Raw genomic sequence first — 12907 nt, forward strand, 5'->3', positions numbered from 1 at the left:
TACGTTTTTTTTGCTGCTTAGAAATTTTTTTCATTTTTCTTCTCTTAGTATAATTACAAAACGGTTTTAAGCCTGCAAATTTAATTAAAAATACATTTTAAGACTTATTTTTAGCAAAAAAATAAATATTCCTATAATAAACGCAGAATTAAATATTTAATTGTACCGATGTATTAATTTTAAAATAAAATAGCTTTTATCATGTACTGAAAAGGTATCATCAATCTTTGTTTTAATATATTTGCAGTTCACATTTCTATTATGGCTAAAAAGAAAACGAATACAGAAACAAATCCTAAAAAAAGCAAAAATGATGTTGCCGTAGGGGTGGTAGGAAGCGGAAGTTTTGCGACAGCTATTGTAAAAATGCTGGTTGAGAACTGTAGAGTGGTACAATGGTGCGTAAGAAACGAATATGTAAAAGGTGCTATTGAACAAAGAGGGCATAACCCAACTTATCTTACAGCTGTCAATTTTAACCTTAAAAACCTAAAGCTTACCACCGATATCAACGAACTTGTTACGGCCTGTGATATCATCGTTTTGGCAACGCCTTCGATCTATCTTTCCGATACACTGGATAAAATGACTTGTGATTACAAAGATAAGATTTTTGTCTCTGCCATTAAAGGGATTATTCCGAAGGTGAATGATGTCGTTGCACATTATCTGAGGGATGAATTTAAAATTGGTTTCCGCAATCAGGCTGTTATAGCAGGTCCGTGTCACGCTGAAGAGGTTGCTATGGAAAGACTTTCTTACCTTACGGTGGCAACGGTGGAAGATGAAGTTTCGGCAAAGCTGTTGGATATTTTTAATTCTGATTTCATTAAAGTTCATTCCAGTAAAGATATTTTAGGAAATGAGTACAGTGCCATTCTTAAAAATATTTTTGCGATAGGTGCGGGTATTGCAAGCGGTTTAGGCTATGGAGACAACTTCACGGCGGTTTTTGTATCTAATGCCATCCGTGAAATGGAAACCTTCCTGGAAGCCATCTATGAAGCGCCAAGAGATGTTAACGAAAGCGCTTATTTAGGAGATTTACTCGTAACGGCTTATTCACTATTCTCAAGAAACAGAAATCTAGGAAACCTTATCGGAAAAGGATATACTGTAAAATCAGCGATCCAGTCGATGAATATGATTGCAGAAGGATATTACGCGGCAGATTCTATTTATAAAACTTCCAAAGACAAAGGGTTAAAGCTTCCGATCGTTGATACTATTTACGGAATACTTTACGAAGAAAAAAATGCTGAAAAACAGTTCAAAAAGCTGACGGCAAAATTAAATTAATCCTTACTTACATAAAGCTCAGCATGATACCGTTACAGAGAATGTCAAATTACTGTAATAATATCATGCTTGTTTTTTTAGAATCAAGAAACGCAATTTTGCCTCATCATTAATCTTAACTCAACCTTAGCCTCAACCTCAAAAATGATGTTAAATATCCATAAACAGCCCTTTATTTTAAGAACTTTTCCCGAACTTTGATATAATAAAATTTAAATTATGTCACAATCGCTTACAAGCAGAACGCCGAAACCCAAATACGACGTTGTTCTCATAGGTGGCGGAATTATGAGTGCCACATTAGCTACATTATTACATGAATTTGATCCCGATCTGGAGATTGCCATCTTCGAAAGGCTGGGAAGGTTTGCCAAAGAAAGCACCGCAGCCTGGAATAATGCAGGAACAGGTCACTCAGCCTTTTGTGAGCTTAATTATACTCCTGAAAAGCCGGACGGTACCATCGATATTTCAAAAGCAGAAAGTATAGCAGAACAGTTCGAAATTTCAAAACAGTTTTGGTCATATCTAATCACGAAAGGTTATGTTCAGAATCCAAAAGATTTCATCAATTCGTGTCCGCACATGAGTCTGGTATTTGGTGAAAAAGATGCCGAATATCTTAAAAAAACGTCATCAGAAAATGTCGGAATCAGTTTTATTTAAAGGCATGGAATTCTCCACAGATCATGAAAAACTGAAAGAGTGGATTCCTCTCATAATGAGTAAAAGAAATGGTTCTGAAGTGATGGCAGCCACCAAAATGGATCTGGGAACGGATGTTAATTTCGGAACCCTTACGAGAAAAATGGGAAGGCATTTGCTGGAAGATTCCAATGTAGAAGTTTTCCTTTACCATGAAGTGAAAGATATTGATCCTAAAGAAGACGGTACCTGGGAAATGAAGGTGAAGGACAGGATACACAACCATAAGCAGGAAGTAGAAGCCGATTTTGTATTCATAGGAGCCGGAGGATATGCGCTGCCGTTGCTGGACAGTTCGGATATTAAAGAAAGTGAAGGCTACGGAGGATTTCCCGTTTCGGGAGAATGGCTGGTGAGCTACAATCAGGAGCTGGTGGAAAAACATCACGCAAAAGTATATACCCAGGCAACCGTTGATGCTCCGCCAATGTCTGTGCCTCATCTGGATCTGAGAATTATTGATGGACAGAAAGCTTTATTATTCGGGCCTTTTGCGGGGTTTTCAACGAAATTTCTTAAAGAGGGAAGCTATCTGGACCTGCCGGAAAGTGTCAATACAAAAAATATAAGATCTCTTTTCGGAGCATGGTGGCATAATATTCCTTTAACCAAATACCTTATTCAGCAGGTGGCGATGACCAAAGCTCAGAGAATTCAGCATTTGAGAGAATTTATCAAAGATGCCAAAGAAGAAGACTGGGAGCTTAAAGTAGCCGGACAAAGAGTTCAGATCATTAAAAAAAGATGAAAAAAATGGCGGAAAGCTGGAATTTGGAACGGAGGTCGTTGTCAACAAAAAAGGAACCATTGCCTCCTTATTGGGTGCTTCGCCGGGAGCATCAACAGCAGTGTATGCGATGTTGACTGTTCTCGAAAAATGCTTTCCTGAAAAACTGCACGGAGAATGGAAGGATAAGCTGGCTGAGATGATTCCGTCTTACGGACATAAGCTGGCAGGAAACCCGGAACTTACCGAAAAGATGAGAAATTATACCAAAGAAAAATTAGAGCTTGAATACTAAAAAAGTGAATGATCAATGGGCAATTGTGAATTTAAAATTGACCATTCACTAATTCACTATTCACCACAAGAATATGTCAGAAACCATTACAAAACCTGTTATCGTCAAAGAATTATTGGAATCCCTTCAGGCAAAAGTGCAGGAAGAACAGCAGGTTATTGTGCATTGTTGTTTTCCGGCTTCACCGTTTCTGGGAAACCTCATCAGGATATGGCATTCCACGTATCTTTTCGATAACCAGTCGGATCATAAAAGCAGGCTGATTCATGCGGAAAACATTACCATTTATCCTAACTGGACACCGGTGCCTTTTATGCGTGACTTTTGGTTTACTTTGGTGTTTTCGGGATTACCGAAGGACTGCAAAAGCTTTGATCTGAAAGAAGTAATTCCCGAAGAAGGCGGATTTTTTGTAGAATCCATCAAAAGAAACTCTTCTGATATTTACCGGGTAAAGATTTCGGAATCTTATATATAGAGGTTAAGATTAAGGTTAAGATTGAGAAGATCCTATAACTTCAGCCTGACGATATTGTAGAAGATCTCTGCGCTCTCTTATAAGTGTAACGGCTTTGTGAAACTTGAAGCAGTAAGCAGATAGAAAACCTTGTGGACTTTGTGTTCAAAGAAAGGTTGATGTTTATTGCTTTGTGATCTTTTTGTTGCAGGCAATTTTTTAATGGTCAAACAATATTTATAATGAAAAACTATTTACTCATACTCTTTCTTTTGCCGATGCTGGCCTTCTCACAAAAGATTTCCAGAGAAGAATCTGAGATAAAAAAATTCCGGCAGGAACTGAATGCAGAATATCTCAACCCCAAGGAAACACCTTTGCGCGGAGATAATTTCAAAAATTTCCAAGAGCATCCCTTCTTTCCGATTGACTTAAAATACAGGATAACTGCGAAATTTACCAGAACAGAAAATGCGGAGCCTTTTGATCTTCCAACCTCTTCCGGGAAAACAAAATCTTACAGAGAATATGGAAAGGCAACCTTTGAACTTGACGGACAATCTTACACTCTAACCCTCTATCAGAGTTTAGATTTAATCAAACAAAAAAAGTACAGAGATTATCTGTTTCTGCCTTTCCGTGATGTGACGAACGGAAAAGAAACCTATGGCGGTGGAAAATATATGGATTTAAAGATCCCAAAAGGAAACACGATTATTTTGGATTTCAATAAATCTTACCAGCCCTATTGTGCGTATAATGCTTACGATTACAATTGCCCGGTGGTTCCCGAAGAAAACAGGCTGCCGGTTGAGATCCGCGCCGGAGTTATGTATGAAGACATCTATCATCATTAAAATATGGTAAAATTAAAGTTTTTTGAACAGAAAGATTTACCCGGAGTAAGTTATACTTTGGATGAACAACAGTCGCAATATACCGCAACCGCAGAACAGGCTCTGCAAAGAATAGAAGGGCGAAGTGATACTCTTGCCTTTCCGATTACTATTTTTGAAAATGCAGATCCTGTAGGTTTTTTTGTGCTGGATTTCGGGAATGATAAACTGGAGTATACAGACAATCACAATTCGATGTTACTTCGATCGTTTTCTGTAAATCCCAAACTTCAGGGAAAAGGAATCGGAAAGAAAGCCATGGTTCTGCTTGATGATTTTGTGCGGGAAAACTTTAAAGATTGTGATGAGATCGTTCTGGCGGTTAACCAGAATAATATTTCCGCCTATCAGCTCTACCTCAAAGTCGGCTATCAATATGACGGAAAAGAACGGATCGGCAGAAGCGGACCGCAATATCTGATGTTCAAAAAATTATAATAAAGAACATTTATTCATGCAAAAACGCCATCATCCAGGTGAAGTAAGGTTTTATCCGGGTAAAGTAAGCCATTATCCAGGTGAAGTAAGCTTTTATCCATGCAAAATCGCCATCATACTAGTGAAGTAAGGTTTTATCCGGGTAAAGTAAGCCATTATCCAGGTGAAGTAAGGTTTTATCCATGCAAAATCGCCATCATCCTAGTGAAGTAAGGTTTTATCCGAGTAAAGTAAGCCATTATCCCTGCAAAAACGCCATTATCCAGGTAAAGTAAGCCCTCATTCATGTAAAGTAAAGTAAAGTAAAGTAAAGTAAAGTAAAGTAAAGTAAAGTAAAGTAAAGTAAAGTAAAGTAAGCTCGATGTAAAATGAGGACAGTATCAATAGAAATGGGCTTTAGCCCATTTACTCTATGATCTCTAATGATCCGGCTTTAGCCGAAAATATTTAATCATGAGTAAAACGGCTTTGATCGGGTGCATTAAGCCAAAAGTTATTCGCCAGCAGCCATCTGCCAAAAGCCACTCTCTGCAACTTTAAGAATTTTTTAAGTGAAAATTTTCATGTTTGGCGTGATCCTTTCAGCTGTATCTGAGTAACATCAAATAATAAAACATGGAAATTTCTCTCAATAATCAGGTGGCCATTGTCACCGGAGCTTCAAGTGGAATAGGTTCCGGAATCGCAAAATCATTGGCCGCAGCCGATGCTACCGTAGTCGTTAATCATTCATCCGAACATTCAACTGATGAAGCAAAATCCGTTTTAAAACAAATTACGGACGCAGGTGGACAAGGTATTACTTACCAGTGCGATGTATCGAAAGAAGATCAGGTGATCAATATGTTTAAGGATACTATTTCACAATTCGGAACCGTTGATATTCTGATTAATAATGCCGGTGTTCAGAAAGATGCGAAAATTACGGAAATGACGTTGGAACAGTGGAATACCGTTATCGACATCAATCTCACGGGTCAGTTCCTCTGCGCACGGGAAGCCATCAAAGAATTTCTTCGACGTGGCGTTGATCCCTCAAGATCCGTGGCCTGCGGAAAAATCATTCATATCAGCTCGGTTCATGAAGTTATTCCATGGGCGGGGCATGCCAATTACGCAGCAAGTAAAGGAGCGATCAGGATGCTGATGCAGACCCTCGCTCAGGAATACGGACCCGACAAAATTCGGGTGAATTCCATTTGTCCGGGAGCCATCAAAACCCCGATCAATAAAGATGCCTGGGACACGCCGCAGGCTTTACATTCCCTGATGACCCTTATCCCTTACAACAGGATCGGAAAACCGGAAGATATCGGAAACCTTGCCGTTTTCTTAGCGAGTGATTTTTCCGACTATATCTCGGGAGCAAGCATATTCGTAGATGGTGGAATGACGACCTTCGAAAGTTTTGCTTCGGGAGGATAATATTTGGGCGCACATTTCCGGCTTTCACTACTCGCTTTTTTTCTTTCGGCGGCGAAGCCGCCGCCGAAAGAAAAAAGAGCTCAGACAGGCCGTTCAATCCGGGGCGCATCTCAGCCGAAACAGGAATGGCAGGCATTTGAAAGTCATAGTCAATTGTGAAAAGTGAATTGTAAATGGTGAATCCGTGTTACGGTCAATCTAAAAGATGTAAAAAAATAATCGTTTTATTTGTCACTCTGACGGAGGAAAAGTCTATGTCGAATTTTGAGATTCTTCATTCCACTTCGTTACATTCAGAATGACAGACATAATGAAGGCGTTACAATTAACCTTTACTTTTTAAAACTATGCAATTTCTAGAAAGAGGCTTGTGATTAAAAAATAATTGTTTTATTTGTCATTCTGACGAAGGAAGAATCTATTTGTATGTTGAGATTCTTCATTCCACTTCGTAACATTCAGAATGACAGGTAATATGAAGACGTTGCATTAACCTTTACTTTTTAAAACTATGCAATTTCTAGAAAGAGGCTTGTGATTAAAAAATAATCGTTTTATTTGTCATTCTGACGAAGGAAGAATCTATTTGTATGTTGAGATTCTTCATTCCACTTCGTAACATTCAGAATGACAGGTAATATGAAGACGTTGCATTAATCTTAAATTTTTAAAAACTACACAATTTCTCAAAAGAGCTTTGTAATTTAGACTAATCAACCATCAACCATCAACCATCAACTATCAACTATCAACTATCAACTATCATTTATCAATCATCATTTATAAACAGCATGAAAGAAAAAGAAAGACTCTCCGATCTCACCTGGAAAAAATGGGGACCTTACGTCAGCAACCGTGAGTGGGGACTCGTACGCGAAGATTATAGTGACGATGGTGATGCATGGAATTATACCACTCATGACGGGGCAGAATCAAAAACATACCGCTGGGGAGAAGAAGGCATCTGCGGAATATGCGATGATCTTCAGAAGTTGGTGTTCTCGGTAGGATTCTGGAACAAAAAAGATAAAATGATAAAAGAGCGTTTCTTTGGCCTTACCAACGGACAGGGAAATCATGGAGAAGATGTGAAGGAATATTACTACTACCTGGATTCTACTCCTACGCATTCTTACATGAAAATGCTCTACAAATATCCTCAGAATGCATTTCCGTATGAAGACCTCATCCAGACAAATGCAATAAGAAGCAAGGAGGAGCCTGAATACGAATTAATTGACACCGGAATTTTCGACAACAATGAATATTTCGACATATTTATTGAATACGCAAAGGCTGATAAGAACGATATTTTAATACGGCTGACCATCGTCAATAAATCTGAAAGTCAAGCACCATTAATCATTCTTCCTACTTTATGGTTCAGGAATACATGGCGTTGGGGGTACGATTCTTACACTCCTCAGATGAGTTCTGAAGATCCTGCGTGCATCACCATTCATCACAAAGATTTAGACATTAAAAACCTGTACGCAAAGCATTCTCAAAAAGTCCTGTTTTGCGACAACGAAACGAATAATGAGAAGCTCTATCAGTGTGCCAATGAAACCCGTTACAGCAAAGACGGAATCAATGATTTTATAATCAAAGGAAATTCACAGTCTGTCAATCCGAATCACTTCGGAACCAAAGCGGCATTTGTGATTGAAGAAAATTTCAATCCGAAAGAGACAAAAACCTTTGAATTCAGGCTTTCTGATAAAGATTTGACGCAGCCTTTTAATGATTTTGATAAGATATTCAATGATAGAAAACAGGAAGCTGACGAATTTTATGAAGAAATTCAGAAAGGAATAGACTCGGAAGATGAAAAAATGGTTCAGCGGCAGGCTTTTGCCGGAATGTTGTGGAGTAAGATGTTTTATCATTACAACGTAGAAAAATGGCTAAAAGGGGATCCCTCTGAAGCTCCGCCACCAAAGTCGCGTGAGAAAATCCGTAATTTCCAGTGGAAGCACCTCAACAATGAACATATTATCTCCATGCCTGATAAATGGGAATATCCATGGTATGCAACCTGGGATCTGGCTTTCCACACGATCAGCTTTTCACTGATTGATTCTGATTTTGCAAAGAATCAGCTGAAATTATTTCTTTTTGAATGGTATATGCATCCCAACGGACAGCTGCCCGCTTACGAGTGGAACTTAAATGATGTCAATCCACCGGTGCATGCCTGGGCAGTTTTCAGGGTTTTTAAAATTGACGAATATCTGAAGGACAAGCCGGATGTACAGTTTCTGGAAAGCGCATTTCAGAAATTACTCATGAACTTCACCTGGTGGGTCAATAAAAAAAGACAACAACGGCAACAATATCTTTGAAGGCGGATTTTTAGGACTTGATAATATCGGAGTATTCGACCGCAATACGGAGCTTCCGAATGGTGAGCATCTTGAGCAGTCGGATGGGACAAGCTGGATGGCTATGTTTGCCCTTAATATGATGAGAATCGCTCTGGAGCTGGCCCTTTACAATACGATTTACGAAGAAATGGCCATGAAGTTCTTCGAACATTTCCTGGCAATTGCCAAATCGCTGGACAATATGGGCGACGAATGCTTCAGTCTCTGGGATGAGCAGGATGAGTTTTTTTATGATGCCCTTTCCCTTGGTGATGGCAATCATATGTATTTAAAAATGCGAACGATTGTCGGCCTTATTCCGATGTTTGCCGTCGAGGTAATTGATGATGAAATGATCGAGAGGCTGCCGAATTTTAAGAAAAGAATGCAATGGGTGTTAGATAATAAACCGGAACTCGCCGCTTTGGTTTCTCATTGGGAGGTAAAAGGTGAAGAATCCAAACACCTTCTTTCACTTTTGCGGGGTCACCGTCTGAAAAGGCTGCTTCACAGAATGCTCAAACCTGATGAATTTCTCAGCGAATTCGGAGTGCGAGCGCTTTCCAAAGAATACGAAAAAAAATCCGTTCAATATCAATCTGAATAATACAGATTATACAGTAAAATATACTCCTGCCGAAAGTGACAGTCGTCTGTTCGGAGGAAACAGCAATTGGCGCGGACCCATCTGGTTTCCTGTTAATTTCTTAATTATTGAAAGTCTGCAGCGTTTTTTCTTCTACTACAGCCCCGATTTTCTGGTGGAATACCCTACCGGAAGCGGAAATTATTTAAACTTAGATCAGATCGCTGATGCCCTGAGTAAAAGGCTGGCAAAGATATTTTTAAAGGATGAAAATGGAAACCGCCCTTTCAACGGACAATACCCAAGATTTCAGACTGATCCTGATTTTAAAGATTATATTTTGTTCTACGAATATTTCCACGGGGACAGCGGTCGTGGAGTAGGAGCATCACATCAGACGGGATGGACGGGACTGATTGCAAAAATCTTAATGCCGAGATTTTCAAAAAAAGAAATTGCAGAGTCTGAAACAGAAATGCCCGAAGAAACAAAATCGTAAGACCGATATTTTAATGCCTGTCTTAGAATGTTTAAATTTTTTATAGTTTTTTCTTAATTTTCTAAATTAAATAAACTTTGTTTATTCTTTAATTTAACATTAAGAATTTTAGAGAGTTAGACTTTATTTCGGTCAAGGAATCAATAAATTGATTTTATTAAGTTTTTTAAGCTAAAGGAGCTTAATTTCTTAATGTTGAAAATAAATTATAAATTTAAAAAGGCTCTTACACTTTTATTTTTATTCAAATATCTGCTGTATAACTTCAAGAGAGGCAGGAATTCTGAAATCCGTAACATGATAGTGGTAATACACCAGAATACTGTCCAGAAAATCTTTTCTGAACGCTGAAGGAATTCTGATCTGGTAAGGATTATTTGACGAAAGTGCAGCTTGCCATATTGCAGAAATTTCTTCCGTAAAAATCTGGTGCATGATCTCCAATGAAAAAGTTCCTGTTTCGGGATCGAGAAATTTTCGATCATTCAGTAAAGGTGCAACTCCCTGGATTTTTAAAACTTTAATTAAAAAAATCAGATGTGACTGATAGTTCTGGCTTTCCAGTTGATCAATAAATTCTTCGAGACAAAAGAAAATATGCTGATTTTTATTTTCGTGTTTTAAATTTTGATTTAAAAAATCTGAGATAAAAAATACAACGGTGTTGCATCGGATGTCTGTATAAATATCATTGCTTTTTACCATCTCAAACTTAGAGATCGTCTGTATTCCGTTTCCTTTTAAGGGAAGTAAAGAAAAATTGAGTTTGCTCAACGGCAGAAGAAGACCTTTTTTCTTATTCTTTTTGGTGTAAAGACCTTTTAAAAAATAAGACTGAAAGCCTTCTTCCTCTGTAAAACAATGCAAGACCGCATCATTTTCACCGTATTTAATATATGATAATAAAAATCCGTTCTGTGAATTCATCAATTAACTACTGCGATCTTTGCTGTCGCTTTATCAGAACCATCTTCATTGGTCATCAGGACAAAATAAACTCCGGAAGCTACTCTTGTTCCTCTCTGATTATTAAGATCCCATTCATAATACCCGCCTCGTGCCACCGCAGAATGTACTACATTACCCGCTGCATCAGCGATTCTGATGTTCGTAACCTCTGCTAATCCTTTAATGGTTACTTTTCCTTTAAAATTGGAATAGACAACAGGATTCGGATAAACAAGCACGTTTCCGAAACCTGATCCGACATCGGCTACATCTCCCTGATAGGTTACAATACCGTCATACGTTGCAAAATATACTTTCCCTGTCTTTTTTATCTACTTTTATATCGGTAACGCTGTTAGTAGGAAGCGGCGAGTTTTCTTTGGTAAAATGTTTTACTGTTTGCTGGCCGTCTGCAGATAGATAATAAACTCCTCCACCATCTACGGAAACCCACTTGTGATCACCGCCATCCACTTCAATCTGTAGTATCTGAGAATCTCTGAAAAGCTCTTCACCCAAACCGTTTTGCTCGATAATGATAGGCTCTACTTTTGCGCTTTCAGGGGTCTTTATTTCGGAAACAGCATTCTGTAATATCCTTAATCCCATATCTCCTCCGATCCATGCATCTCCGGATTTATCAAGAGCAACGGAAAGCGTTCCTCCTGAATTTGTTGCAAAGCCATTGGACTGATTTAAAATATAAGCCGTATCGTCAGAAGTATTTACTGTCTTTTTGGCATCATAGGCAATAAAAGAATTAATCCTTGGAATCGGGATCCATAATAACCCCTCATAAAACAAAGGTTTTTGTGCAGCACCCAGGCTGGATGTTGTATTTTTTATAAGAAAATTATCTGTGGCTCTGTCATAAGCGCCAATCGCTGTAAACAGTCCAACTTCTGGTCCGTCGCTGGAAAATGCGATGGTAACAAAAAGATTGTTGGCATCATCGAAAGCGAAACCTACGGCACGTCTTGCATTAACATTGTCGGTTCCTAAATTATAATTTTTAGTAAATGTAAAATCTTTATTTGCAGGATTATATTTCATCTTGTACACACCGCGACCAGGTGCAGTCGTGTAATTTGTGAAGAAAATATCGTCCGGACTTGCCGGATCTGAGACAACATCTATAACATTAAACCCTGTTGTGTTTCCAACGAAATAAGAAGGATAAATCCATTCCATCCCATTGAAGTAATAGAAACCGGGATTTTTAGGATTGCTAATTCCTGTATTAAATCTTCCTTCTCTTCCTCCTGTGGACACCAGAATCTGGTTATCACCATAAAGACTCAGTTTATAAGCGTAATTGAAATAGGGCCCATCCGGCTTGAAAGAATTGCTGCTTTCGTTTTTTATCCCTGATAAAACAGTTCCGCCATAAACACTGCCTCCGATCGTTGTTGCCGTATTACATTCTTCTCCGAAACTGACTGTATTATTGAAATTTCCGTTGGTATTAAATGTATAAACCCTGTTTAAATCTGTTACGATAATATTGTTATTATTCACAACAACATCGCGTACATTAGTAAAAGTCTGCGACAGAGGAGCAGATGCCCCGCTATTATAAAGATAAGCAGTATTGGCTGATGAAAAGCTTAATACTCCCTCCGAATCAATGTGTTTGAAAGATCCTGCCACTTCGGTCGTCCATGTTGTGAAAACCGGAAATGTATTGTTCATCTCATGGCTTTTTAAACCTGTATTGGTTACCGAATATACTTTATTTCCGAAAATTGTGGCTTCATTACTGGCTTCATAAACTCCTCCCGATAAGAAAAATGCTGAATCCTTGAATTCTTTTTTCTTTAAATCAAAAATTGAAACTCCATAGCCTGCTGAAATCACAGCCAGATCTCCTGTTATCGAAATATGGTTTATTCTTTTACTGCCATTATATCCTGTAGCAATAGGAATATCAACAACATATGTCACGCCATCCTGGGTCACGACATCCAAAGAACCGTTTTGATACCCGATAAGTGCGATCTTATTCTGTGGATTATAATCGAAAGCTGAAATTTTAACCTCATGCAAGCCGTTTGCTTTAGACAGCTTAGTAATTTCACCTGATGAAATTGTATAATAAAAAATCCCGTTTTCTGCGGCTGCAACTATTTTTCCGTTATCTTCTTTCATGGCAGTTACATTGTTGTAAGAAAACAGGTCTGCCCATTTTTTTGAAGAAATAGTCTGCGCATTTGCAACGTGCAGGGATGCCAAAATACCAAGAGAAATTAAAGAGAGTTTTTTCATA

The 12907-nt window shown here is 38.4% G+C and carries 11 protein-coding genes and 1 pseudogene; 9 read left to right on the forward strand and 3 right to left on the reverse strand.

Features of this window, described 5'->3' with window-relative positions; genetic code table 11:
• Positions 1–261: 261 nt before the first annotated feature.
• The 9 genes and pseudogenes from AAHI02_RS16935 to AAHI02_RS16975 all read left to right on the forward strand — a co-directional run bounded on the left by AAHI02_RS16935 (position 262) and on the right by AAHI02_RS16975 (position 9693).
• Positions 262–1299, forward strand: coding sequence for an NAD(P)H-dependent glycerol-3-phosphate dehydrogenase (locus AAHI02_RS16935; RefSeq protein WP_346984241.1), 1038 nt, complete (start codon positions 262–264; stop codon positions 1297–1299).
• Between the two features lie 219 nt (positions 1300–1518).
• A pseudogene (gene mqo, locus AAHI02_RS16940) lies at positions 1519–3026 on the forward strand (malate dehydrogenase (quinone)).
• 73 nt (positions 3027–3099) lie between these two features.
• Positions 3100–3504, forward strand: coding sequence for a hypothetical protein (locus AAHI02_RS16945; protein WP_346984242.1), 405 nt, complete (start codon positions 3100–3102; stop codon positions 3502–3504).
• 221 nt (positions 3505–3725) lie between these two features.
• A complete protein-coding gene (locus AAHI02_RS16950; protein WP_346984243.1) occupies positions 3726–4340 on the forward strand; it encodes a DUF1684 domain-containing protein in 615 nt (204 codons plus the stop codon).
• A gap of 3 nt (positions 4341–4343) precedes the next feature.
• Positions 4344–4817 (forward strand): GNAT family N-acetyltransferase, encoded by a 474-nt coding sequence (locus AAHI02_RS16955; protein WP_346984244.1) that lies wholly within the window; start codon positions 4344–4346, stop codon positions 4815–4817.
• A 615-nt stretch (positions 4818–5432) separates the two neighbouring features.
• On the forward strand, positions 5433–6242 hold the full coding sequence (locus AAHI02_RS16960; RefSeq protein WP_346984245.1) for a glucose 1-dehydrogenase: 810 nt from the start codon (positions 5433–5435) through the stop codon (positions 6240–6242).
• Between the two features lie 791 nt (positions 6243–7033).
• Positions 7034–8587: a hypothetical protein gene (locus AAHI02_RS16965; protein ID WP_346984246.1), complete on the forward strand. Its 1554-nt coding sequence runs from the start codon at positions 7034–7036 to the stop codon at positions 8585–8587.
• 118 nt (positions 8588–8705) lie between these two features.
• Positions 8706–9215: a hypothetical protein gene (locus AAHI02_RS16970; protein WP_346984247.1), complete on the forward strand. Its 510-nt coding sequence runs from the start codon at positions 8706–8708 to the stop codon at positions 9213–9215.
• A complete protein-coding gene (locus tag AAHI02_RS16975; protein ID WP_346984248.1) occupies positions 9136–9693 on the forward strand; it encodes a hypothetical protein in 558 nt (185 codons plus the stop codon). The genes AAHI02_RS16970 and AAHI02_RS16975 overlap by 80 nt, the downstream gene beginning before the upstream one ends.
• Before the next feature lie 240 nt (positions 9694–9933).
• Here the strand turns inward: AAHI02_RS16975 and recO are convergent, their stop codons facing one another.
• The 3 genes from recO to AAHI02_RS16990 are packed head-to-tail and all read right to left on the reverse strand — an operon-like array spanning position 9934 to position 12906.
• Positions 9934–10620 (reverse strand): DNA repair protein RecO, encoded by a 687-nt coding sequence (recO, locus tag AAHI02_RS16980; RefSeq protein WP_346984249.1) that lies wholly within the window; start codon positions 10618–10620, stop codon positions 9934–9936.
• Complete coding sequence (locus AAHI02_RS16985) at positions 10620–10880, reverse strand: T9SS type A sorting domain-containing protein (protein ID WP_346984250.1); 261 nt, start codon at positions 10878–10880, stop codon at positions 10620–10622. The genes recO and AAHI02_RS16985 overlap by 1 nt, the downstream gene beginning before the upstream one ends.
• Positions 10881–10935: 55 nt before the next feature.
• Positions 10936–12906, reverse strand: coding sequence for a hypothetical protein (locus AAHI02_RS16990; RefSeq protein ID WP_346984251.1), 1971 nt, complete (start codon positions 12904–12906; stop codon positions 10936–10938).
• Position 12907 lies beyond the last annotated feature (1 nt).

It is taken from the genome of Chryseobacterium sp. POE27 (genome assembly GCF_039727685.1).
GTDB lineage: Bacteria > Bacteroidota > Bacteroidia > Flavobacteriales > Weeksellaceae > Chryseobacterium.

Bases quoted from the DNA above. Each gene is read 5' to 3' on its own strand.
- AAHI02_RS16935 (WP_346984241.1), top strand. From the start codon at position 262: ATGGCTAAAAAGAAAACGAATACAGAAACAAATCCTAAAAAAAGCAAA.
- AAHI02_RS16945 (WP_346984242.1), top strand. From the start codon at position 3,100: ATGTCAGAAACCATTACAAAACCTGTTATCGTCAAAGAATTATTGGAA.
- AAHI02_RS16950 (WP_346984243.1), top strand. From the start codon at position 3,726: ATGAAAAACTATTTACTCATACTCTTTCTTTTGCCGATGCTGGCCTTC.
- AAHI02_RS16955 (WP_346984244.1), top strand. From the start codon at position 4,344: ATGGTAAAATTAAAGTTTTTTGAACAGAAAGATTTACCCGGAGTAAGT.
- AAHI02_RS16960 (WP_346984245.1), top strand. From the start codon at position 5,433: ATGGAAATTTCTCTCAATAATCAGGTGGCCATTGTCACCGGAGCTTCA.
- AAHI02_RS16965 (WP_346984246.1), top strand. From the start codon at position 7,034: ATGAAAGAAAAAGAAAGACTCTCCGATCTCACCTGGAAAAAATGGGGA.
- AAHI02_RS16970 (WP_346984247.1), top strand. From the start codon at position 8,706: ATGATGAGAATCGCTCTGGAGCTGGCCCTTTACAATACGATTTACGAA.
- AAHI02_RS16975 (WP_346984248.1), top strand. From the start codon at position 9,136: ATGAATTTCTCAGCGAATTCGGAGTGCGAGCGCTTTCCAAAGAATACG.
- recO (WP_346984249.1), bottom strand. From the start codon at position 10,620: ATGAATTCACAGAACGGATTTTTATTATCATATATTAAATACGGTGAA.
- AAHI02_RS16990 (WP_346984251.1), bottom strand. From the start codon at position 12,906: ATGAAAAAACTCTCTTTAATTTCTCTTGGTATTTTGGCATCCCTGCAC.